Below are 25,210 nucleotides of genomic sequence, written 5' to 3' on the forward strand. Positions count from 1 at the left end.
GCTTTTTGCTTTTTTATTGGGGATCAATTTTTTGCTACCCGATCCAAACATTGCTGTAAAACAACGGCAAATTGCTCATCATTAGGTGGGGCAAATATGGTATTGTGCTCGCCCGGTATATCATGTACGTTAACACCTTTTAAGGCAAATTCGCGCCATCCCAGGTAATCGAAATCGGCCATGTAAAATGTTTTTTTCTTAGCCTTAAAAAGGTCGACTACTATATTAATTGGTTTTTGGAAGTAATTGCGTTTGGCTTTTGCACTTGCTTCGTCAATTTCATTATCATAAGCAAAAAAGCCTTTTTGTTTTTGATCCTTGCCTCTTAATTTCCAGTAGGTTCTTATAATCCGGCGCTTTATAACCAAGGTTTTATACTCATAAGTACGTTTTGGGTCTTCGGCAAATAAAACAAAGCTGTAAAAGAATTTCATGATAAATAGCCAGATCCTGTTGAATGTCCTTTTAAGCAGCGGATCATAAATATCAGTCTGTTTGGCATAGGTATCAAAAACGGCAAGCATTTTTACTTCCTTGCCCATCTCCATCATTTGGCGGGCCATTTCGTAAGCTATGGTACCACCAAGCGAATATCCGGCTAAAGCATAAGGCCCGGTAGGGTTTTGCGCAACAATTTCGGCAATGTAATTGGCTGCAATTTCTTCCATTACATCTAATGGCTCATCAATTCCGTTCAGTCCGCGTGCCTGTAAACCATAAACCGGCTGCTCTTCGTCCATGTTCATGGCAAGGGCGTTAAATAGCAATACATTTAAGCCGGCGCCATGTACAATGTATAATGGCATTTTTGAACCTTTAGGTTTTATTGGAACTAAGGATTCCCAGGTGATAGAGGTGGAATCAATGTTTAACCTTAAAGATAGTTTTTCGATGGTTGAATGCTCAAACAACGTGGCAAGCGGAAGACGCTTACCGGTTTGTTTTTCTATCCGTGCCATAATCTGCACGGCTACTAATGAGCGGCCACCCAGCTCAAAAAAGTTATCAAAAATACTGATCTTTTCCAGCCCCATTAATTCCTGCCATATTTCCGCAACCTGTTTTTCAAGCTCAGTACGCGGGGCAACATATTCACCCTGGCGGGCAATGGTATTATAATCGGGTTTTGGAAGTGCTTTCCGGTCTATTTTTCCATTAGGAGTAATAGGAATAGCGGTCATCAGCACAAAATCATCCGGAACCATGTATTCAGGCAATACAGCCAATAGCGCCTGTTGCCAGGTATTGATCTGCTCTTTCAGCTCTTTGCCTTCTGCTTCAGCAGTTAAAACAACATAGCCTACCAAGCGTGGATCTCCTGGGGTATCTTCTCTTGCAATTACAACGGCTTCTTTTACATCCTCTTGTTTAACAAGGGCATGTTCTATTTCTTCAAGCTCAATCCGGTAGCCCCTAACTTTCACCTGGTGGTCTATACGGCCCAAACATTGAATATCTCCGTTTGTGCGATACTTACCCAAGTCGCCGGTACGGTACATTTTTTCTCCGGGTTTTCCAGCAAACGGATCGTCAAGAAAACGTTCTGCAGTTAAATCATCACGGTTCAGATAGCCTTTTGCTACGCCGTCACCTGCAATAAATATTTCGCCAATATTGCCATCGGTCAGGTTATTTAATTGCTCATCAAGTATATAAACCTGCGTGTTGGCAATAGGTTTACCAATGGTGATTTCCTCGTCATTGGTAATTAATTTTATGGTAGACCAGATAGTAGTTTCAGTAGGCCCGTACATGTTCCAAAGCTCACTGATGCGGCCAATTAGCTTGTTCACCAGGTCCTTCGGCATGGCTTCACCACCGCAAAGTATTTTAAGGGGCAGCTTCTCGTTCCAGTCAGACTCCAGCATCATCCGCCAGGTGTATGGCGTAGCCTGCATAAAGGTTATTTTTTCGCTTCGTACTATATCAAGCAGCAGACGGCCATCTTTTGCGGTGTCAGAGTCGGTCAGTATAATTTGTGAGCCGGTAATTAATGGCAGATAAATTTCAAGTCCCGCAATATCAAAAGATATGGTGGTAACAATCAGTATGTTATCATCAGCCGTCATCCCCGGCTCTTTTTGCATGCTCAGCAAAAAGTTAACCAGGTTATAGTGCCTTATCTGTACACCTTTTGGTTTGCCTGTTGAGCCAGAGGTATAAAGAACGTAAGCCAGGTCGGTACCTTCAATTTTTACATCAGGTTCTTCCGCACTATAATCATCAAATTTAGCCCAGGCATCTTCAATCAATATTTCGGTAGCCGATGAAGTAAAATGGTTCTGATATTTTTTTGAGGTGATGAGGATTTTTGCTGATGAATCCTCCAGCATAAACTCAATCCTGTCTTTAGGATATTCAGGGTCGAGCGGAATGTAAGTAGCACCAGCTTTTAAAATGGCCAATAAGGATATGATCATTTTTGGAGAGCGATCAACCGCTAAGCCAATTACATCACCAGTTTTTATGTGATTATCAATTAATATTTTAGCAAGCTTGTTTGAACTTTCGTACAGGTTTTTGTAAGTAAGCTGCTGCCCCTGAAATTTGATTGCAATTTTATCGGCGTGAAGTTTGGCACATTCATTTAAAAAATAGGGTAGTGCTTTTTCCTTAGGATACTCAACAAAAGTATCGTTCCAGTTATTTTTATCGTCGAGCTGTACAGGAGTACTCATGTTAATAATTCTTTCTTAATTGATCTTTTTTTCAATTTCTATCTCATCAGCTTAAATGTATAATTTTATTTTGTTGGTAACAAAAAAACTACAAATAGGCTTTTATTCTGCACTATGCGTATGCGGTGTGTGTATAAACTTTTTATTGGCGCCTTTTAATTTAAATAATAACAAAAGCATTGTAAAAAATATCATCGGGATCCTTACCAGGGCGCCTAAAAAATCTTTATTATAAAAAGATGCTGGTATAGCTATAATAATGCCAATATAACAACCGGCAGTTGCTGCTAACCATAAATGCCAGTCCGGCCCAATACCAGGGGTTACTAATGCAACAAGCAGCATGCATGGCATTAAACCAAGCATCAATATCCTTGGTAAAATTGATAGCTGGTAAATTTCATTCAGGTAATCAAAATTACCCTCTTTAAAAAGTGCGGTAAAGCCGCTGGCTCCATAGTTTTTAAGCAGGTTAAACTGGGCCGATAGCCACCTGCGCCTTTGTTTTTTAAATACTTCTGGATTACTTACTTTTTCATCATAAATTAAAGCATTCTCGGCATAAGCAACACCTATTTTACTGCGGGTAAGCAGCAGGCCCATTTCTTTATCAAAACCGCCAACGGCATCAATTTTTGACATAACATCGGTAAATAACCGGTACTCCAAAGCCATACCGGAACCAATAATAGCGGCTGAAAGATTAAACACCCTTTGCGATTTACGGAAAATGTGGTTGTTAACTTCTTCGCTTATAGCATCTAATATGGCTACCGAAGTATTGGTGTTTTTGGCTACCCTATGCCCTTGTATCACCTTTTCGCCAGCTTGCAGGTAATTGTTTATGTGGTATAAAAAATCGGGCGCTGCAACGTTGTCAATATCAAAAACTATAGCGGCATCAAAACCTTCGGCTGTGTTTTCAATGGCTTTATGTAAGGCTTTTGATTTGGTGCTGCTTTCAAATACTACTTCCAAAACCTGTATTGGCATTTGCTTAAGCTTAACTATCGTTTCGGGCTTTAGCGAATCAGCAATTACGCAGATATGAAACAGATCGCGCGGATAATCAATTGTAATAGCACTTGCGGCTGAATTGAGTATGATATCATCTTCTTTATAGGAGCATATATAAATAACAAATTTGGCTAAAGTGCTGCTTTGTGCGGGAACTTTAACGGGGAATAATTTCCCAGCTACAGAAAATACAAAAAGGTAAAGGCTGTAAAAGCCCAGGTAAATAAAAAGTACACTTGTAATAATTGATGCTATAATTTTTATGATTTCCATACCTTGCTTTATTATACGTAATTTATTGCTTTAACGGTTGGATTTTATTTAAAATTTTTACCTTTCAGCATTACTCAATGGTGTTTTTTATCAAAGTTTAATTGTAAAAGTTCTTTTATTTCAACAATCCGGTGTTCCCAGGTATTATCTGCAGCTACGGCAAGCCTTTTTTGTTGTAAAGCTTCAGTATCCTTTAAACAAACTTCAATAGCTGCCGAAAACTCTTTGGCTGTTTTACAAAACGGTACGGTGCCTTCTGTAAAATCTTCTAAATCAGGATTAAAATCTGTTGAAACCACGGGTCTGCCTGATCCTAAATATTCAAAAAGCTTTAGCGGGAAAATATGACTGCTCACCTCATCCTTTTTAAAAGGGATAATTGCAACGTCAAATCCCTTTAATACTGATGGCATCATCTCGTACGGCACTGCGCCTTTAATATAAAGGTTAGGTGCTTTATAGTCTTCCTCACTAATATAATAGGTATCAATAGGCCCAACAAATACAAAGTTTTTATCAGGGTTGGTACTTAAAAGTTCTCTTACCATATCATAATCTATCCTGCGCTCAATTGCTCCAAAATAGCCTACAATTGGTTTTTTTATGTCTGATAAAATATCGGCAACCGGTAAATCAGGGTTAAGCGTTTTTAAGCTATGGCTTATGTTGGCCGCGTTAGGTATAAAGTAGGAATTTTTGTTTAGCAGCGCTTTTTGATTGCGCAGCTCCATACTGGTGCTGATAACTATATCCACACCTTTTACCAATACATCCTCAGATATTAAACCATGTTTAGTTTGGTAAGGCTCGATAATAGGGTCGACACAGTGATAAGCCGTTAATGTGGGCTTAAGTAATTTGTGCAGGGTAGGGTATGAGAAGTTGTAGGAGTTTATATAAATATAATCCTCAATTTTTAAGTTTTTAATGATCGTTTTTAACCGTTTACCTACAATCCATTCGTTAAACTTTAAAGCTATCCGGTATATTTTACCCTCAGGCAGCATGTTGATGGATGGTACAGGAGGAGTGATGATGATCTTTAAATTTGGTATCTCTGTATCAATTATACTGTTTGATGGAGAAAAGAAATGAGGTTTTCTGGTTTTAAAGCCAGGGGTATTTTTAAATTTGATATAATCCCGCCAGGTAAAAGGCCTGTCTACATAGTAAACAAAGTTATCCTTGGCCAGGTGCTTGGCCATTGTGTAATTTGTCGACTCCAGTTTGCCGTCAAATTGCATTTGAGAAAATATAATGATGTTTTGATTGGTAAGGCTCATGAAAAAAAATCAGGGGGTATTTATTTATCAAAAAGCATAATAGCTTTCGCCATTGTTAATTAATTGTTTCAGTATTTCGTTCTTTATATTTTTTCAGGAATGAGATTGCAAGTGCTTTGGTTTCAATAAAGCCCACTTTTAATATCCCAAGCATGGTAAAATTTAAGTGTTTCCTTAGTACCCAGTAACCATAAATTACACCTGCTAAAAACGTAAATATAGATGATAAGGCAACCCCATAAAGGTTATGGAAAATATAAATGCCTATAAAGTCGCCCGCTACGTTTACAACCAGCATTATAATAACCTTTATCATATTTATATGCGGCTTGTTCAAAATATCAAGTGTTATCCCAAAAAAGCGGTCGACAGGTAACAGGATTGCAAAACACATAAAAATACGGAACACGTTAGATGCATTGGTTGCCAAAAATTTATGACCGCCTAATATATCGATCACCAGATCGGCACAGATAAATGATACCAGCGATACCGGGATCAGTAAAATTGTTAGTATACCGGCATACTTTGTCAAGATGTAGGTTATATGGCCTTTATCGTCGTGTTTTACTGCTGCCGACATAGATGGCAGGGCTGTTGAAATAAAGCTGCGCAGCGGTATCTCAATCACTTCCATCAATCGCTGTGGCAGGTAGTAGATCCCAACAATGGCCGGATCAACAAACATAAATTTAATAATGAAAGTATCAGAGCTGCGAAGCAGGTAGGAGCTGATGGATGTGCCAACACTGTACTTTCCAAAATTAGCCAGTTCCTTTACACATTCCCAGGTTTTTTTGCTTATTGATGCAAGCCTTGCCCAGCCACTTATAATAGCAAACGCACTTGTTATTGTAGCAGCGGTAAAGTAGGCGTAAATAGTATTTTGAAAGGTGGTTTTGTTAAGAAGGATCAAAATTATTATAGATAATAAAAATGAACCCTGGCCAATTAACTGCAGGATAAAAACGCGGTCAAACCGTTCCTCGGCTTGTAATATCCAAAGGGCAACACTTGATGGCAGCGTGCTGAAAAATATAATGGCAAACCATTTTAATGTGATCTCGGCCTCAAAGTTTCCATCATAAAAATAATTAAATACTATGCTGAAAAGGCCAAGCGCAGCTGTAAGTGCAAAGCCCAGGTACCAGGTTGATCCGGCTACGGTTGATGATCTTTCTGCACTGGCACCCGAATAAAATTTAACCAGCGAGGTTTGTAAAAAGCCACTCCTGAATAAATTGGCTAAGGTAAAGGTGATCAAAAATAATATCCAGTCGCCAAAATCACGTTCAGATTGGTTACGCGCAAGTAACGAAACTGTAACCATGCCAACCACAGGCATTACAGCATTACTGGCTAAAGAAAGAGTATGTTTATTTATTAATTTTTTAAATACAGACATTATACTTTTTCCCAGCTACTGGTTTCAAAATTATATTTTTTAATCACGCGGGCCGGGTTACCAACTGCAACCGAGTAGGGGGCAATATTTTTTGTTACCACACTCCCTGCGCCAATTACCGAATGTTTACCTATGGTAACGCCTGCAGTAACCACACAGTTAGCACCAATCCAAACATTATCTTCAATGGTAATTTGTTTGGTAACTACTTTCTGTACCCTTGGCGGTAAGTTAATATCTTCATACCCATGGTTAAGGCCTGATATTACTATATTTTGGGCCAGCATTACATAATTGCCAATTTTAACCGGGCCAATTATTACGTTGCTTAAACCTATCCCTGCGTTATTACCTATCGAAACATCGCCAACGCCATTGTTAATGGTAGCAAAATCTTCAATAATGCTTTTTGAGCCTATGCTGAAATTTTTAAAGGGGAACAAGTCCATCCTTGTATTAAATCTTATAATGGTTCCTTTGCCTTTTTTGTGAATAAATGGGTTAACAAGTAACCTAACCCATAATCTGGGCCTGGCCTGGCCGCGGGGTATCAGGAGCCAATGTACAAATTTTTTTAATTTGGGGTTAGATTTAATAGCAGATAATAACGACATCAGGTTTTGTTTTTTCAGTATTAAATTTATGCTGCTATTGTAGGTTGTAATCCTCTTTGCTGAAGGTCTAACCGCATCGTAACATTCAATATAGCCATTGCCAAATAAAATAAAATATTGGTGGGGTATTGTACGAATGCTTGTTGAGGATAGTTACCAAAATCGAGCGCGAAGATAATTAATATCATTGCCAGGCAATATATTTTAAGCTCCGGATCTTTAATCAGGTAATAATAGTAAATGCCTTTTTTTAGTATAATAAAGTTAAATGTGCAAAAAAGTAACAGGCCTATCCAACCCATTTCAACAGCTACGCGTACGTAACCGCTATCGGGCGGGAATTTAGCCAGGTAGGAGTTAGGTGCAAAACGCTGCCCCCATATACCCACAGAGCCTAAACCACCGCCAAGCGGGTGGGTTAATATATAAGGCTGTATGCGTTTCTGATTTTCAGCCCGTACATTAAACGATGCATCTTTTGATGGGGCAAAGGCAGTTTGAAACCTTACCAGGCTTGGGTTTGAGGTTGGTATTTTGATCAGTATGCCTAAAAAAACTGCCGCTACTATAACTGCAAATAGTATTTGTTTGTTAAATTTTAATATAGCCAGCATAACCAATGCCGCGGGTAATAGCACGAATGACGCGCGTGTGCCCGAATACATCATCACCGTTAAAAAAAAGATGATCATACCCACCAGGATAACCTTTTTATAGGTTTTGAAATTTCTGAATAACAGCGTGAGGCATAATATGGATGCTGCTATCATGTTATAGGCAAATACCACAGGATCAGAGAAGATCCCGAATTTACGCATATGCCCGCTGATGAATAACAGGCTTACACGTAAAGGCTCGGCGTTGAGCCATTTTTTTTCAAAATCAAAAAAGCCAAAGTTTTCCTGCTGAAATGCTGATATGGCGGCTATCACTTCTAAAATGAGCCATACTTTTATCAATGTTTTTATAAAATCCTTTGAGCGGATATGGAATACAAACACAAAATACATCAGCATTAAAAATGCAACGGTACGTACGGTATAAACCCATGCTAATACTGATGATGCTGAGGGGTTTATAACCTCAAGCAGGTTATAGGCCAGCCACGCTAATATAAAATAGCTGATAGGGTCTTTAAAATAGTCCCAGCGGTTCTCTGTACGCTGTTTGATAAAAAACCCTAAAATTAACAGGTATGTTAGTAAATCCATAACAATACCAATAGGGGTATTATCAGGAAGGATACGGGAAGCATGATTGACCAGGAAGGCGGCAATTATAAAAACAATGATGCCAAATTTAGGATAGGCAACAATGGCATAAACAGCAGGCAGGCCAATTAAAGCAATAATGATCAGAATGCCCATTACAGCACCCTGGCTTGCTATCAAAAAACTAATGGTTAATGATGTAATGAGCAAAACAAATAATACAATAAGCTTTGAATACTTATGGAGAATTAAATTACTCCAAAAAGATCCTCTGCTTGCATTATTTCCGGTTGTGTCATTTGGCATCTATCGGGATGGTAATTAGCTTAAAAAAATAGAATTTTAAAAACCCAAACAAAAATACTGATGAAGGAAACAGTAAGCGCAGTATAGTAACAGCGTTTTTGTAACGTATCTAACTCATCTATCGGATCATCTGCTTTACGAACAGGCTCAACTCTCATTATTTTAAATATATCTCAACTACCAGATGCAGGCTAACTCAAAAACTAATTGTTTTTTCTTTTTGATGATGCAGGGATCACCGCCCTGTTTAACACCCAGCCGGCAAATTTGCCATTAAGGCTTTTTAAATAATCAACATACTGTTTTTGCGACTTGGAAATCTTTCTGTTGGCTTCAAAAACGGCTATAGCTTTGTTCGAAAACAATAACCACTCTTTTGATTTGTTCAAGGCATCAATAGCTGGCAAATCAATTAGTATAATATCAAAACGCGATTTTAATTCATTAAACTCGTTTTGAATGTGCTTTTCATCGTTAATCTCCAGCAGCGTAATGTCATTACCCCGGTTACCTAAAATGCTGATCTTTGAGCTGTCCCTTTCAATATAGGTACTGTTTCTGAAATAATCCTCCACAAATAAAACAGGCTCAAAAACATTGCTTATCCGTGGGTTATTAAAATTACCGTCAATCAGTAATACCCTTTTGTTTATAGCAGCGTAAGCATAAGCAAGGCTCATAACGGTAAGTGTTTTACCCTCCCCCTCAAGCATGCTGGTTACAGCTAATATTTTATCACCTTTAAGTTCCTGGTCAATCTCAAACCTTACAGATCGCAGCAGCTCTTTGTATTGCTGCATCTTGTTCCTGTTTTCAACATCCCATAATTTTTTAAGTTCGGGTTTTGGGCCGCTTATCTGGTTTAGTGAACCAAGCAATGGTAGTTGCGTTCTGCTAACCAGGTCATTAGGCGATTTAATGGTATCATCCAAATAAAACAGGATAAATAATACCACAATACAAGCAAAAAAGCTGGCAATACCGCTTAATGCAATTAATAGCATTTTTTTGGTAGGCTGGGCAATATCCGGTGTGGCCGGTTCAACCTGCATCAGTTTTATTGAAAAATTTGATTGCAGGTTGGTTGCATTGTATTTGTTTAATACATCAAGGTATTCCTTGCTTAATATATCTATATCAAATTCATAAGTTTTAACTGTTGCATCAAAGGGTACCAAACTGGCAAATTTGGTGTTAAGTAATTTTAATTCGCTGTCGATAGATTGTACGCTGTATTTGGCAAGGTCACGGTTTATTTCCAGCTCCTGTTTTTTGATTACAAGGTTACTTTTTGCTACGCGCGGATCCAGGATATAAGCATCTGAGCTGTTATTAATTTCATTTGACAGCTGTTTTTGCAATGAATCTAAAGCGGGCTTCATTTTTGGATTAAAGCCGCTATGCACATAATCGCTGTTCATGGTACGCAATTGATCCTCCGTACTGGTAATTGATTGATTGAGCTTGCTTATGGCCGATTCAACATATTGCCTGTCTTTAGGGTCAAACCTTCCGTTAATATCTTTAAGTGCACCTTCGTAAGAGGCAATGTCTTTTTCGGCCTGCAATTTTTTATCCGTGTAAACCAATATTTGAGAAAATATAGATTTTGACTGCTCATCTAAATTCAGGATACCGTTTTTTATTTTGTACTGCTGTAGTTCTTCCTTTTTAGCGTTAAGGGCTGTACGTTTTTGGTCTAAAAGGTTTGATAAAAAATTTACAGCATTTGATTCGCTTCTTTTAATGTTAACCGTGTAGTAATCAATAAACTCTTTACAAAGTGTATTTACAACAAAAGCTGAAAGCTGCGGATTTTCGGAAGTGTACATTACAGAGATAAAATCGCTTTCTTCTTCCCTGTTAATATCCAGTTCTTTTCTTAACGACCGTTCATCATAACCCATTGAAATAAGTAGCTGATTTAATCCGCTTTCGTCAGCATTATAAAGCGACAATGGTTCGCCGTTTTGAAGCTTGCTTCTAAACACAGTAAGCGCATGATTTACTGCGCCCGCGCTTAAATCTTTAAACTGATGATTCAGCTTTCTGAAAGGAGTGGAGCTGCTAAGGTCATGGATAATGAGCTGATACGAAACCTGGTCAATTAATTTTTTAAGCTTAATAATCTCCATCAAATTACTAAACTCCCTGCTTATCTGGTCTGATTGGGCATTAGGGGTGTTCTCTTTATCCAGCAGGTGCCTTGAAGCATCAACAATGCCTGTGGCAATTTGCGTGCGCGAAACATATTCGTCTGGTAAATTTTTGACAAGGAAGTACGATGAAACTACTGCTGCTAAAACAACAATAATAATTACGAATTTATATTTACCTAAGAGTGAAAAAAAAGACGATACTTCCATTATTTATTTAATACTTTCCAGCTTTGCACCCAAAAGTTCTTCAAGGTTGGTTTTAGCTGTAAAAACAGCAAGCTCACCCTGTATCCTGAACGAATTTTGACTGTAAAGGTTGCTTAATGCTTCGTTATATGTTTGAAACGGTATCTCACCTTTTTGAAAAGAATATTTAAGTTGTTTTACGGCAGTTGTGGCATCTTGTACGGCGTTTACCCTGCTTCGTAAATCGGTTTGTGCTTCAAGATAAGCAAAGTAAAAACGTTTTATCTGTGCTTCTAAGGTTAGTAAGTATTCATCCTGCTGCAGTTCTGCAATTTTTGAGGCTTCGCGGGCATTGTGAATGGTGTATGGCCTTTCAAATAAGGAACCTAAACTTACTGATGCTACTAATTGTACGCCGTTAAACACGGTTGGTGCATTTAAATTAATTGCACTTTTAGGACTGTAGATGTAGGATGCACTGAAAGCTTCCAGCCAACCAAAGTTTGACTGATGAAAGGTACTGCGTGCAATATTGGCCTGCGCTTGTTTTACTTTTACTTCGGGGTAGTTCTTTTTAGCGGTAGCTATTAATTTCTCCAGGTAATCATAGGAAAGATCTTTAAACATCGTTTCCTGTGCGTAAATGTTACTGGCTGAAATAAGGATAAATAATGTTAGGCAAATAACTTTTATTCTATTATTCATTTGTTTACACTTTTTCTTTCTGAAATACTGCTGGTACGGTTCTGATCAGGATCTTTAAGTCAAGCCAAAAGGAATAATTTTGAGCGTAAAAGTTATCTAATTTTTTTCTTTCACGTTCAGACATATCTGCTTTACCACGTTTGGTAATTTGCCATAATCCTGTTAACCCCGCAGGGCCTAAAAAACGCATCGACCACTCGTTTGAAGTAAGCATTTCTGCTTCATAAACCGGCAATGGCCTGTTACCAACTAACGACATATCCCCCAATAAAATGTTGAATAATTGAGGAAGCTCGTCGAGGCTCGAATTTCGTAAAAATTTGCCGAGTTTAGTTACACGCGGATCGTCTTTAATTTTAACAAATGCGGCTTTTGTGCCTCCATCCTCATTTGCATACTGATTTTGTGTTGATAACTCTACCAATAATTTATCGGCATCAGTACGCATCGACCTGAATTTGTAAAAATCAAATACTTTATAGCCTGTACCAACGCGTTTACTTTTATAAATAATCGGCCCTTTTGAGCCTAATTTAATGGCGATAACAACAGCAAGCATAATAGGCGAAAGCGCAAGGATCATACCGCCTGAAATAACCAGGTCAATTAACCGCTTACCAACAGGCATTGAATATTTGATATCAACCTCTTTTGATATTTCAATCAGCTTTGGCTTGATCAGTTTAAACTTTACCAAAAAGTTTAACCTTTCGCGCAGATCTGACATCGAAAAAGGATAAATATAAAAGTCATGCACCTTTAGCTGCATGGCACTTAGTTTTAATGATTTATCGTTTGATAATGAAATTAACACGATGATCAGCCCGTTAAAAAGGAAATTACCTTTCAACCGTTCAATCAGCTTAAAGCATTCGCCGTTTTCGTCAACTTCTAATAAAATTATTTCAGGTAAGGTTAAAATAGACTGATTGCCCAGGTACTCTTCAAGTTTAGGCAATGATTCATTATAAAAAATCTGAAAATAGGGGTTAAGTTCAGTTGCTACCAAATCTTTTAATTCAACTCCGGCATACGCTATCCTGGTATGTGAAGCTGCATTTTCATTCCATTCAGTTGCTATGGGATGCGTCATAAATACTTAATACTTTAGTAATTGCTGATTTTAAAGATGTTGGGTTAAATGGCTTCGGCATATAAGCATCTACCTGGAATGGCATTTTACTAACTTGTTCGTCCAGATCATGCGCAGCAGATAACATGATGATAGGAATATCACGGAAAAGGCCGCTGATCTTAACGTTTTTTATAAATGATTGCCCGTCAAAATAAGGCATTTGCAGATCGGAAATAATCAGCTCAGGAATATTGCCGTCTTCAAGCCATGAAAAAGCATCGATTCCATTATTTCTTACAACTACATCGTAATCTTTTGAAAGAATGAAATTTAGGAGCTTTAAAATACTTAAGTCGTCATCAACAATGAGTATCCTTTTTTTCATATGGCAACCTGATCTTGTATAGTAAATTTCACCTGATTACGTATTTTGAGTGAGAAAAGTTTTAATAACAACTAATTTAAACCAAGAGTTTGTTTAGTGATAAAGTGATTAGTTGAGGTTTTAGTAGTTAATAGTTTACTTTTTAAAGTTTAATTCTATAAAAATACCTAATTGATAATAATAATAAACATTTATTTAAGAATTTTTAACTCAAACATAATGAACAATATAGCGCTCCTATTTGAGGTTGCACAAATGCAATTAACCAACTAAAGTTTAAGAAATATTCCTGAGATAATTAAAATCAGCATTCCAAAACATTAATTTTTTTGCTGATAAGTTGTTTGCAATACTTGCCACATATGTATCACTCACTGGAAAGCTATTTATTAACCAATTGTTTGCTGATGCTGCAATTATGCTGTCAATATAATTTTCACCATCCAAACCAGGTATAAGTTTCAGGTCCTGATCCAGTCCTTTTTCGGTTGCTTTGGTTAAGGCTTCTTTCCGGGTCCAGGTCATAAAAAAACGCTCAACCGATGAGGTCTGCTTAATATAGCTGATCTCCGCCGCGCTGAAGTTATCCTCAAGAATATCATTAAAATTAAAAGATGGGTTTACAAACTCCACATCTGCACCAATTGCTGATGCTGCAATCGCAATTAATATCCAATCGCCCGAGTGTGAAATATTGTAATGTAGGTTTACGTCTTCCGGCGTTTTAATATAGGGTTTTTTATTTACCCCGATTCCAAAAATGATGGCTGAAGGGCTGTAATTTAAATATTGTCCCAGCAATATCCGCAGTGCACCGCGGCTTACAATAAATCTGTTTTTATCTTTAGTTTGAAAATAGCGGTTAGCCTTAACCAATTCATTTTCATTTAAAACAGTTGTGAAATAATCAAGTAATGCAATGTTTAAGCTGATATTGATCCGCCAAACATCCGTAGTATCATTTACTTTAAACCCGCACTCATTTGCATTTACCCAGCTAACACCGGGTAAATATTGATTTGTGATTTTTATAAGCCCCATACCTGTTTATATGCTGCACAAGTTACTTGTTTACCGCTTCATCTAAACATTTTTGAAGTACATCGGCAAATATTTTATCATTGGGTGCTTTAAAAATGGTATTGTGTTCTCCAGGTATGCTATGGATGTGAACGCCTTTCAGCGCATACGGTTTCCAGCCAAGATTTTCAAAATCATCCATATAAAAAGTACGGCGCTCGGCCCTGAAAACCTCTACGGCAATATTTTGGGGCTTTAATTGGTAATTTCTTTCAGCATGGTTATTCATTTCATCAATTTTATTTGAATAGCCAAAAAAGCCTGTTTGATTTTGATCTTTACCGTATCTTAATTTCCAGTAGGTCCTGATGGCCCTGCGTTTTAATGAGGTGCTTTTATCTGTTATAGTGCTCTTCACACCATTTTGGAACGATAGGGCATAAAACACTTTCCGGAGAAAAAACCTTCCCCTTTTTATTAACTTAGTTAAGCTTGGGTCAAAATGTGGTGAGCGGTAGGCATAGGTATCAAACATGGCCAGCATTTTTACCTGCTTACCCATCTCTTCTAATTGCCGGGCCATTTCAAAGGCAATGATACCCCCAAACGAGTAACCGGCCAGGGCATAAGGCCCCGTAGGGTTTTGCTGCATTATGGCCGAAATATAATGCGCTGCAATATCTTCTATCTTGCTCAGCGGCTCATCTGTACCGTTAAGTCCTTTTGCCTGCAGGCCATAAACAGGCTGCTCTGCCGACATGTTCATTGCTAATGTATTAAACAATAATACATTTAAACCTGCGCCATGAACCATGTACAAGGGCATTTTACTCCCTTTTGGTTTTATCGGAACAAGTGAGTCCCAGGTTATTGATTTTGCGCCCATCTCAAGTAGTTGTGCTAATTTTTCAACTGTTGATGTTTCAAATAAGGCAGCTAAAGGCAAACGTTTTCCTGTTTCTTTTTCAATACGGGTCATTACCTGAACGGCAATCAGGGAGTGGCCGCCCAACTCAAAAAAGTTATCGTGTACACCAACTTTTTTAACTCCGAGGTATTCGATCCATATATCGGCAACTAATTTTTCAATATCGGTACGTGGCGCTAAATAACCATTACCGGCTTCTGATGATGATATGCCATGTTTAGCTAAGGCCTTTTTATCTATTTTACCGTTAGGAGTTAACGGCATTGCAGGTATAAGTATAAAATTATCGGGTACCATATAATCAGGTACCGAATCTCTGAGCTTTTCCTTCCACTTTTGTACCTGGTTGGCTTCGCTCATGCTATCATCAGCGTAATCAACAACTACAAATGCCACCAGTTTATCAATGCCTAAATTATCAGGCCGGGCAATAACTACAGCCTCTTTTATATTAGTTCCGTTAACTAATTGGTATTCAATTTCGCCAGTTTCAATACGGTAGCCGCGTATTTTTACCTGTGCATCAGCGCGGCCAAGACATTCAATTTCGCCATTAGGCATAAAACGGCCCAAATCGCCGGTGTTGTACATTTTGCTGTCCTTGTTTTTTGAAAAAGGATCGCTCACAAATTTTTCGGCTGTTAATTCAGGGCGGTTTAAATAGCCTTTTGCCACGCCTTCGCCGCCAATGTAAATCTCGCCGGCAATACCTGGCGCCAATGGCTTTAAAAAGCTGTCTAAAATATAAACGGAGGTATTATCAATAGGCCTGCCTATCGAAATTGTTTTGTCTTCGGCGGTTACTTGTTTAACTGTCGACCATATAGTTGTTTCGGTGGGGCCATATACATTCCATAAGGATGCTGCACGGCTAAGCAAACGGCCGGCAAGTTCAATAGGTAAGGCCTCGCCACCGCAAATAACTTTTAATGGTGTGGCTTTATCCCAGCCGGCCTCGAGCATTATTCGCCAGGTATATGGGGTAGCCTGCATTATTGTAACCTGCTTTTTTTTGATGAGCTCAAGCAATGCACGCCCATCTTTTGAGGTTGCGGTATCAGCAATAATAACTTCAGCACCTGTTAGCAGTGGTAAAAAAAGCTCCAGCCCGGCAATATCAAAACTTATAGTGGTTACGGCTAATAGCTTATCAACCGTCTGCATTCCCGGCTGTTTCTGCATGCTGTACAGAAAATTTACCAGGTTATGATGTGCTATTTGCACGCCTTTAGGCATGCCTGTTGAGCCGGATGTATATAGAATATAAACCAAGTCATCGCCGGTAATATTTACTTCCGGATCGGTTGTAGGGTAATCTTGTTCTGATGTTAATTCATCTTCAATCAATAACTCCTTTGCGTTGGATTGATACCTGTTTTTGTATTTTTTTGAGGTTAATAAAACTACTGCCTTTGAATCTTCGAGCATGTAGTTGATGCGGTTGAGCGGGAACTGCGGATCGAGCGGGATATAAACCGCACCTGATTTCATTATAGCCAATAAGGCAATAACCATTTCGGCCGACCTGTCGAGCGAGAAGGCAACCTTATCGCCTTTTTTAACCTCATTTTTAATCAGGATATAAGCCAGTTGATTGGCACGCTCATTTAATTCTTTATAAGTGATCTTTTTATCGCCAAAGGTTATTGCCGTTTTACCGGGAATTTCAATAGCACGCTCACTTATTAACTGGTGTAATGGTATTTGTTTGGGGTAATCGCATTCGGTGTTATTCCACTTGTCTAACTCGAGTGATAACTCACCGGCATTTGCCGATGGAATATTCCCGATGAGTACATCAGGATTACTCACCAGCTGGCCAAGTAAAAATTCAAAGCCATCCATCATTTTTTTAATGGTAGCTGATTTGAAGAGCTGCGTATTGTACGACCACTCTAAAGTAGGCGCTGCTTCCTGCCCGGCAATGTTCAGAAATATTTCAAAGTTTTCGTACTCGCGCGGGTTGCTGATCAATTTATGCTGCAGCTCGTAAAATGCCACATCATCATCAAGCCCCATATCAATGTTAAACATTACCGGCACCAATGGTACCCGTGATGGATCACGCGGAATACTTAATTTTTTTAATAAGCTGCCAAAAGTATACAGCTGATGATCGTAAGCATCAAGTACCTGGGTACGCCTTTGCTTTAAATATTCTTTAAAAGACAGGTCTCCTTTAGGATAACTTCTTAATGCTAAAAGGTTTACACAATGGCCAACTAAATGATAATTATCAGTTGCCGATTGCCCGGCAGAGGGAAGGCCCAATATAATTTCTTCCTGCCCGGTTAATTGTTTTAAAAATACTTCAAAAGCGGCAAGCAAAGTGGTTACAAAGCTACTACCCGTGCTGCGGCCAAGTTTTTTTACCTCATTTGCCAGGGCTGCATTTAAAACAAAATCATCGCGGTGGCTTTTATAGGTGCGTACTGATGGGCGTGGAAAATCGGTAGGGATATTTAATAAATGATTGCTGCCTTTAAATTGCTCAACCCAGTATCGCTCTGTTTCTTTGTATGATTCACTTTCTGTTAATATCCGTTGCTCCAGCGCATAATCACTAAAACGTGCGGCATTAGGCAAGCGGATAGGTTCGTTTTTTGCATAGGCGGAGTAAAGCTTGCTCAAATCCTGCATCATAATGCCGATAGACCAACCATCGCAAACAATATGATGGGCTACAAATGTTAGCAGATGCTCGTGCTCGCCGAGTTTAAACAGTGAAGTTTTAAAAAGCGGCCCATTAATTAAATCAAAAGGGGTAAGTACAAGCTGCTTGTTATAAGCATTTATAAAGGTTTGCTGTTCATCATCTGATTTTGACGACAGGTTCTGAAAATCAATATCAAGCAATAATTCTTTATAAACACATATACTGGTACCATCTGCGCTAAATGTTGTTCGCAGGGCCTCGTGCATGTTAGCCATATCCTGCAAGGCACGGATCATTGCCGATGCATTGAAAATACCAGTTAAAAGTAATGAAGCACATTCATTATATGAACAGTTTGCAGAAGTACCGCCAATAAGGCATGAAGTCCATATCTCCACCTGCGATTCTGTTGCAGGCGCTATCAATGTTATTTCAGGCCCTGCAAACGGATCAAATTCAACAGGTGTGGTAGCTGACATATTGTTTTCCAAACTGGTTATCATTTTACTTGTAAATATTTACCCGGATTGTTCACATCACTGATGAACCAGCCTGGGTTACCATCCTTATCGCGGCCAAGCCTTGCCCCGGGGATAGGTGATTCCATAAATGGATTAAATTCTTCTTTAGCAGGGGCGGGTTTATTTGAAGGGAAAAATCCCGACTCGATCAGCTCGCTTACACTTTCCCTGAATTTAGCAATAATGGTATCCACTTCCTCTTTGGTATGTGAAGCGGTTAAAAAGCAAGGGAACAAATCCCATATATGGATGCCCTTTTCGCGCATCAGGCTAAAAAGTAGTTCACCATAAGGCAGTTCTTCTTTAAACTTTATTTTCCATAACGATCCGAATGATGGGGCATACAACGGAATGCCTTCTTTTTCGCAAGTGTAATTCAACTCGGTTGCTAAATATTTAGTCAGGTCGTTTAAACCTTGCTGTAAAGCCGGGCCCTGTTCTTTCATATAGGTTAATGATGCTTTTGCTGCTGCCAACGCTAATGGGTGCCTTACAAAAGTGCCTGCAAAGTAAGTTACACCTGCTTCTGGCTGTGAATCATCGCCATACTCCCAGAAACCACCGTCAAGCGCATCCATGTATTGTTTTACACCCGCAATAGCGCCTATAGGCATACCGCCGCCAATTACCTTGCCGTAAGTACCCAGATCGGCTTTTATACCGAACATGGCCTGCGCACCACCGGGATGCATCCTGAAACCGCTGATCACTTCGTCAAAAATTAAAACCGTATTTGATTTTCGGGTGATCTCACGTACCTTTTTTAGAAACTCTACAGGCTGAAACTCTGGTCTGCGGCTTTGTACCGGTTCAACCAAAACGGCTGCAAGCTCGTGTGCTCTTTCTTCAATTATTCTTAAGGTTTCATCGGTACCATAATCAAGTATCAGCATATTCTGTACAACCTCGGGCATAATGCCGGGTGCAGCAGGTATTGTTTTAAGCTTTTTAGTGCCTCTTACAATAACCTCATCATTTATACCGTGGTACGATCCGCTGAAAGCCACCATTAATGAACGGCCCGTAACAGTACGTGCTATACGCATGGCACCTAAAACAGCCTCAGATCCGGTATTACATAAAGCAGCGCGGTCAAAATTTGTAAATTCACTTATCAGCTTACAAACCTCGCCGGCAAGCTCATGCTGCGGGCCAATCTCGTAACCTTTTTCAACCTGTTCAAGTACAGCCTTTTTTAATACTTCGGGCTGGTAGCCTAAAAAGCTTGATCCAAAGCCATTTAAGGCATCAATATATTCGTTGCCATCAATATCCCAAACATGGCTTCCTTTTGATTTGTTAACCACAATTGGGTAAACGATCTCTTTTGTTAAAGGCCTGAAACCACTAACAACACGCGGATCGGCCATGTAGGAGCGATGTTGTTGTGTATATGCTTTACTGCCTTTTGTTTTGGCATTGTAACGCTGGGTAAGATCGCTCAAAAACTTTTGTTGCTTTTCACTTAAACCCTGTACCTGTTTTTCAATGCGGGCCGTGGCGCCAAAAGGTTTTTTAACTTCAACCTGCTCCTCAGGCGTAAGATCGTACTGGATACCTGATTTTACAGGTGCAGCAACCTGGGCAGGTGGAGCAACAGGCGGCGCAGCTTGTGGCGCATTTCCGTTTTGCATCATTGCTAACTGGCCTGCAAGCATTTGTATTTGCTGTGCAATTAAATCTAAAGCAGGGTTTGCAGCAGCAACCGGTGCAGCAACAGCAGTTGTATTGTAAACAGGTTGTGCATAGCTATTTGCAACGGGAGCAGCCTGCGGGCTAAAAGCCCCGGCAGGTAACTTTGCATCTAAATAAGCTGCAAGCAAATCTATAGTATTATATTCTTCAAATAGTTTTCTGAACGTGATAGGAACATTAAACTCCTTTTTAAGGTTTGTTGAAATCTGTGTCAACAAAAGGGAATCAAAGCCGATCTCGATAAAATTCATATCAGTTGATGCTCCATCAATTTCAATGCCCGATGCATCTTCAAATAGTTCCTTTAATTTATCAGTTAGCAGTTCTTTTCTCATCAGGATACTTTCTTCTTTTATTGTTTGTTGTTCTGTTGTTGTATGGTTATCAGTAGTTTGTGTTATTGTATTTACCGGGGGGGCGGCATTAAGCCAATAACGTTTATTATCAAATGCATAGGCCGGTAAACTTGTTTTTGATCGCTGCTGATTTTGGTAAAATCCTTTCCAATCAGGTTCTATTCCATTTAACCATAACTGACCTAATGCCCTTAATACGGAATAATACTCTGTAAGTGTTTCATTTTTTTCAAATCCGGATACAATTGGGGTTGTTTTAATGGTTATTTGCTGGCGCGATAGTGTTGCCAATACATTTCCGGGGCCAACTTCAACCAAAATACGGCCATCATCCTCCTGTAAAGTATTAACAGCATCCGCAAAACGAACGGTGTTACGCAGGTGATTTGCCCAATAGGCAGTGCTTGTTGCTTCGGCCTCGCTTATCCATTTGCCCGTAACAGTTGATACGATTGGTTTTACCGGCGGATTTAATTTAAGGGTTTTAACAACCGCCTCAAAAGGTGCCACTATATCATCCATCATGGCGGAATGAAATGCATGACTGGTTTGCAGCAAGCGGGCAGGGATATTTTTCTCGGCCAGGAACGCTGAAAATTCAGCTACTAAATCATCCGGGCCGGCAACAACACTTAGCTTGTTACTGTTAATCACAGCAATAGAAAGTTTGTCTGGTAGCATAGCTGCTAACAAATCAGCCTCAAGCCTTACGGTAAGCATACTGCCTTTGGCCACTTCGCTTACCATTTTTGCCCGGGTCGAAATCAGGAGCAGGGCATCTTTTAAATTAAATATGCCTGCTAAATGCGCGGCAACAAATTCGCCAATACTGTGCCCAACTAAAATAGTAGGTTGTATACCCCAGCTCATGTATAATCTGGCCATAGCATATTCCATAATAAATATGGCCGGCTGGGTATAAAATGTGTTCTTTATGTTTTCTGCCGATGCTTCGTCAAAGCTTGAAGGATATATTACATCAAGTATATGTGCATGTGGGGTATCCTTTAGCAAATCAATACATTCATCCACCGCTGCTTTAAATACAGGTTCGCCGGTGTAAAGCTCATGGCCCATGTTTACATATTGCGAGCCCTGGCCCGGAAACATAAACACTACCTCTGATGCTTTTGAAGTAAGTTTTTTTGATGTATTGGCCTCAATGGCAGGTGCTGTTAATTTGCTTAACAGCTCATCATTATTGGCTGCTATAATAAACCTGCGCTGGTTAAGATCGGCCCTTGTACTCTGCAATGAGTAAGCAATGTCAGTAATATTAACACCTTTATTGTGCTCAACAAACCCGGCAAGTTTTTTAGCGTAGCTGTTCACACTTGTTTCTGTTTTTGCAGACCAAGTGATAAGGCTCAATGGTTTTTGAGTGCTTTCTTCAAATTCAGGCGCATCATATTCTTCTAAAACAACATGTACGTTAGTGCCACCAACACCAAATGAGCTAATCCCAGCCCTTCTTTTCCCGGCTGGCTGCCATTTTGTTAATTCAGCATTTACATAAAACGGGCTATCGGTAAAGTTGATGTTAGGATTGCTGTTTTTATAAAAGAGTGAAGCCGGTATTTGTTGATGGCGCATAGCCAGTACCGTTTTTATAATACCCGCCACTCCTGATGCAGCAGTTAAATGCCCCATATTACTTTTTATGGAGCCTATGGCACAATATTGTTTTTCCTGTTGTAAGCCAAAAGCAAGGTTAAGGCCCTCAATTTCAATTGGATCTCCTAATGGCGTGGCTGTGCCGTGTGCTTCAACATAGCTAATGGTAGCTGCATCAATAGCAGCATCATCAATAGCCATGGCAATAGCACCTGCCTGGCCTTGCGCACTCGGGCCGCCAAAGCTGCCTTTATCGGCACCATCGTTGTTTATTCCTATACCTTTTATTATTGCTAAAATGGTATCACCATCGCGCCGGGCATCTTCCAGGTTTTTTAAAAGTACGACCCCTGCGCCATCGCTAAATACAGTACCGGTTGCTTCCGCATCAAACGGCCTGCAATGGCCGTCAATACTCATAATTGAGCCTTCTTCGTAAAAGTGTCCGCTGTTTAAAGGAGATGTTATAGACGCTGCGCCAGCAATGGCAATATCGCATTGCCCAACCCTGATGCTGCTTACCGCCTGTGCAATTGCCAGTAACGATGTTGAGCAGGCAGAATGAACCGCCACAGCCGGCCCTTTAAGGTTTAGCTGGTAGGCAGTGCGGGTAGCTATATAGTCTTTCTCGTTCAGGGTACGGGTATTGAATTGACCGAACCTTTCAACAAGTGCATTATTTGTTAAAACATTGTTGGTGTAATAGGTATTATAACCTGTGCCTGCAAAAACGCCCACTGCCCCTTTATATTTTTGAGGTAGATAGCCGCTGTCTTCCAATACTTCCCAGGCTATTTCTAAAAACACACGTTGCTGCGGATCCATTAATTCGGCAGACCGTGGATTAAAACCAAAAAATTCTGCATCAAATTCATCAGCCTTTTCAATTACACCACGGGCTTTTACATAAGCAGGATCATTTTTTACGCTTTGCGGGATAGAAGGATCAAGTTCGGCATCACTAAAAAAACTGATGGCCTCACGGCCTTCCGAAAGTAGCTCCCAAAACTCAGCAATAGTATTAGCTCCGGGAAAACGGCCGGCCATGCCAATAATGGCCACATCACTATTTTCTTTTTTATCCCTGGATTTTTTAGTTGTAAGGATAGGTGCGGTTTTATTTGATCCGCTTATTAAACCGGCAATGCCGCTAACGGTAGGGAATTGGTACAGTTTGGTGATCGGTATATCATAATTAAACAGGTGTTTTAGCTGAGCAACTGTTTTTAATGCAAGTAATGAATTACCGCCTAACTGAAAAAAGTTATCGTCAACACCAATTTTATCTAAAAGCAATAGTTCCATCCATATACCGGTAATATTTTTTTCGGTAGGAGTGGATGGTGCTTTGTATAATGTACTTAGTTCGGGCCTTTGCAAATCAGGTTTTGGCAGGGCTTTTCTGTCAACCTTTCCGCTGGTGGTTTTAGGTAGTTCTGTCATCCAAACATAGGCAGATGGCAGCATAAAATCAGGCAGTTGCTGCTCTATGCTTTTGCGTACATACTCCGTATCAGGCTTGTTTTTAGCCGATACCAAATAGGCAACCAATCGCTTTTGACCAATCACATCTTCGCGTGCTATTACTATAGCCTGCTGTATATCGTTTAGCTGGTTTATTAAAACTTCAATCTCACCTAATTCAACGCGGTTACCGCGTATTTTTACCTGGGTATCCCTGCGGCCCAGGTATTCAATATTGCCATCGGGCATATAACGGGCAAGGTCGCCGGTGCGGTAAATGCGGGTAGTTTGTGTGTCAGTTTCCTGCCACTCTACAAATTTTTCGGCAGTCATTTCGGGGCGGTTCAGGTAACCATCAGCAAGGCTGATGCCTGCTACACATAATTCACCCGTTTCGCCATAAGGCAGTTTTTTTAATTCTTCATCAAGAATCAATATTTCTGTTTCATCAATAGGTGTACCTATAGATGGTAATGCCGGCCATTTGGAAGCGTCGCCATCCAATATCAATTGGGTAACCACGTGAGTTTCGGTAGGACCGTATTGGTTAATTAATACACAGCCGGGCAGGGCCGAAAAAAAGCGGACAATCTGCGGGGTTATCTTTAGCTGTTCGCCTGCGGTCATCACTTCCTTAAGGCAAGCCGGAAAATATTTTTCGGCATCGGCAGCTTCGGTTAAATACTGAAGTACCACAAAAGGTAAAAAGATCCGGTTAACCACATATTGATCAATATAACGCAGCAAGCGGTATGGGTCAACCCTTAAATTATCATCCACCAAAACCAAAGTACCGCCGGTGGTTAAAGTGGCAAATATTTCCTGGAAGGATACATCAAAACTTAAGGGCGCAAACTGAAGTGTGTTTACACCTATTGCAGATATAGAGTTTTTTTGTTGCCACGATAATAAATTAGCCAAAGCCGCATGCCCCATTGAAACACCTTTTGGTGTACCTGTTGAGCCTGAGGTATACAATACATAAGCGGCTGATCTGCTATCTTGTGATTGTAGTTTTTGCTCCGGATATTCTTTATCTGATGATAAGACTTTTATTGATAATGGTTCAAAAAAATGTTTTTGATCTGTTACGGATAAGCAAAGATCAATGCCCGAATCGGTTATTATTTGTTGTAAACGATCTTGCGGGTAATCAGGATCGAGCGGCATATATGCTTTTCCCGATTTTAGGATAGCCAGCACACTTATAATAGTTTCAACAGAGCGGTAAGTACTTACGCCTGCAATTAAAGTATCTGGGGAGTTTGCAGTTATTTGGGCAGCTAAATTATCAGCTTTTTGACCCAGTTGGCTATAAGTTAGTTTTTGATCTCCAAAAATAATGGCAATTGCATCAGGTGTTTTGCTCTTTTGCAACTCAAACAGTTGATGTATCAGCATACTTTTATATTCTTCTTTATATGATCGGCTTAGGATACCCATTTGTTAATGAGGATAAAATTTATTGCCGTTAACGATAATGAAAACGGAACATCAGTAAAGTAATTTGTTTTTATATTTTGAAATTTTTGCATCAGCTAAATATTCAATTTAATTCAAACTATAGTTTATTATTAAAGCGCTTTATATTTATAACTGTGATAAAGGGGTAAAAAACATTTATGCCTTTTGTACGTTCGGATACTTGTTTAGGTTTTA

General features: G+C 39.5%; 13 protein-coding genes. All 13 read right to left on the reverse strand.

The features are described 5' to 3' along the window. Positions 1-23: 23 nt before the first annotated feature. The 13 genes from ACQY4U_RS18925 to ACQY4U_RS18985 all read right to left on the reverse strand — a co-directional run bounded on the left by ACQY4U_RS18925 (position 24) and on the right by ACQY4U_RS18985 (position 24,994). Positions 24-2,678, reverse strand: a complete 2,655-nt coding sequence (locus tag ACQY4U_RS18925; RefSeq protein ID WP_428331022.1) for a non-ribosomal peptide synthetase — start codon at positions 2,676-2,678, stop codon at positions 24-26. Between the two features lie 102 nt (positions 2,679-2,780). Continuing rightward, complete coding sequence (locus tag ACQY4U_RS18930) at positions 2,781-3,968, reverse strand: glycosyltransferase (RefSeq protein ID WP_428331023.1); 1,188 nt, start codon at positions 3,966-3,968, stop codon at positions 2,781-2,783. A 74-nt stretch (positions 3,969-4,042) separates the two neighbouring features. After that, complete coding sequence (locus tag ACQY4U_RS18935) at positions 4,043-5,251, reverse strand: glycosyltransferase family protein (protein WP_428331024.1); 1,209 nt, start codon at positions 5,249-5,251, stop codon at positions 4,043-4,045. 55 nt (positions 5,252-5,306) lie between these two features. After that, positions 5,307-6,656 carry a lipopolysaccharide biosynthesis protein gene (locus ACQY4U_RS18940; RefSeq protein WP_428331025.1) on the reverse strand — a complete coding sequence of 450 codons (1,350 nt, stop codon included), beginning with the start codon at positions 6,654-6,656 and terminating at the stop codon, positions 5,307-5,309. Further along, positions 6,656-7,270, reverse strand: coding sequence for an acyltransferase (locus ACQY4U_RS18945; RefSeq protein ID WP_428331026.1), 615 nt, complete (start codon positions 7,268-7,270; stop codon positions 6,656-6,658). The genes ACQY4U_RS18940 and ACQY4U_RS18945 overlap by 1 nt, the downstream gene beginning before the upstream one ends. Positions 7,271-7,296: 26 nt before the next feature. Then, on the reverse strand, positions 7,297-8,787 hold the full coding sequence (locus ACQY4U_RS18950; protein ID WP_428331027.1) for an O-antigen ligase family protein: 1,491 nt from the start codon (positions 8,785-8,787) through the stop codon (positions 7,297-7,299). A gap of 203 nt (positions 8,788-8,990) precedes the next feature. Continuing rightward, positions 8,991-11,153, reverse strand: coding sequence for an exopolysaccharide transport family protein (locus ACQY4U_RS18955; RefSeq protein ID WP_428331028.1), 2,163 nt, complete (start codon positions 11,151-11,153; stop codon positions 8,991-8,993). Positions 11,154-11,156: 3 nt separating this feature from the next. Next, on the reverse strand, positions 11,157-11,837 hold the full coding sequence (locus ACQY4U_RS18960; RefSeq protein ID WP_428331029.1) for a TolC family protein: 681 nt from the start codon (positions 11,835-11,837) through the stop codon (positions 11,157-11,159). 4 nt (positions 11,838-11,841) lie between these two features. Further along, complete coding sequence (locus ACQY4U_RS18965; RefSeq protein ID WP_428331030.1) at positions 11,842-12,930, reverse strand: sugar transferase; 1,089 nt, start codon at positions 12,928-12,930, stop codon at positions 11,842-11,844. After that, on the reverse strand, positions 12,908-13,297 hold the full coding sequence (locus tag ACQY4U_RS18970) for a response regulator (RefSeq protein WP_428331031.1): 390 nt from the start codon (positions 13,295-13,297) through the stop codon (positions 12,908-12,910). The genes ACQY4U_RS18965 and ACQY4U_RS18970 overlap by 23 nt, the downstream gene beginning before the upstream one ends. A gap of 276 nt (positions 13,298-13,573) precedes the next feature. Continuing rightward, on the reverse strand, positions 13,574-14,338 hold the full coding sequence (locus ACQY4U_RS18975) for a 4'-phosphopantetheinyl transferase family protein (RefSeq protein WP_428331032.1): 765 nt from the start codon (positions 14,336-14,338) through the stop codon (positions 13,574-13,576). Positions 14,339-14,360: 22 nt separating this feature from the next. Then, a complete protein-coding gene (locus ACQY4U_RS18980; protein ID WP_428331033.1) occupies positions 14,361-18,380 on the reverse strand; it encodes a non-ribosomal peptide synthetase in 4,020 nt (1,339 codons plus the stop codon). A 20-nt stretch (positions 18,381-18,400) separates the two neighbouring features. Further along, positions 18,401-24,994 (reverse strand): amino acid adenylation domain-containing protein, encoded by a 6,594-nt coding sequence (locus ACQY4U_RS18985; protein ID WP_428331034.1) that lies wholly within the window; start codon positions 24,992-24,994, stop codon positions 18,401-18,403. Positions 24,995-25,210 lie beyond the last annotated feature (216 nt).

The organism is Mucilaginibacter sp., from assembly GCF_965277465.1.
Taxonomy (GTDB): domain Bacteria; phylum Bacteroidota; class Bacteroidia; order Sphingobacteriales; family Sphingobacteriaceae; genus Mucilaginibacter.

Coding starts and splice junctions, on each gene's coding strand:
- ACQY4U_RS18925 (WP_428331022.1), bottom strand. CDS start 2,678: ATGAGTACTCCTGTACAGCTCGACGATAAAAATAACTGGAACGATACT.
- ACQY4U_RS18930 (WP_428331023.1), bottom strand. CDS start 3,968: ATGGAAATCATAAAAATTATAGCATCAATTATTACAAGTGTACTTTTT.
- ACQY4U_RS18935 (WP_428331024.1), bottom strand. CDS start 5,251: ATGAGCCTTACCAATCAAAACATCATTATATTTTCTCAAATGCAATTT.
- ACQY4U_RS18940 (WP_428331025.1), bottom strand. CDS start 6,656: ATGTCTGTATTTAAAAAATTAATAAATAAACATACTCTTTCTTTAGCC.
- ACQY4U_RS18945 (WP_428331026.1), bottom strand. CDS start 7,270: ATGTCGTTATTATCTGCTATTAAATCTAACCCCAAATTAAAAAAATTT.
- ACQY4U_RS18950 (WP_428331027.1), bottom strand. CDS start 8,787: ATGCCAAATGACACAACCGGAAATAATGCAAGCAGAGGATCTTTTTGG.
- ACQY4U_RS18955 (WP_428331028.1), bottom strand. CDS start 11,153: ATGGAAGTATCGTCTTTTTTTTCACTCTTAGGTAAATATAAATTCGTA.
- ACQY4U_RS18960 (WP_428331029.1), bottom strand. CDS start 11,837: ATGAATAATAGAATAAAAGTTATTTGCCTAACATTATTTATCCTTATT.
- ACQY4U_RS18965 (WP_428331030.1), bottom strand. CDS start 12,930: ATGACGCATCCCATAGCAACTGAATGGAATGAAAATGCAGCTTCACAT.
- ACQY4U_RS18970 (WP_428331031.1), bottom strand. CDS start 13,297: ATGAAAAAAAGGATACTCATTGTTGATGACGACTTAAGTATTTTAAAG.
- ACQY4U_RS18975 (WP_428331032.1), bottom strand. CDS start 14,338: ATGGGGCTTATAAAAATCACAAATCAATATTTACCCGGTGTTAGCTGG.
- ACQY4U_RS18980 (WP_428331033.1), bottom strand. CDS start 18,380: ATGTCAGCTACCACACCTGTTGAATTTGATCCGTTTGCAGGGCCTGAA.
- ACQY4U_RS18985 (WP_428331034.1), bottom strand. CDS start 24,994: ATGGGTATCCTAAGCCGATCATATAAAGAAGAATATAAAAGTATGCTG.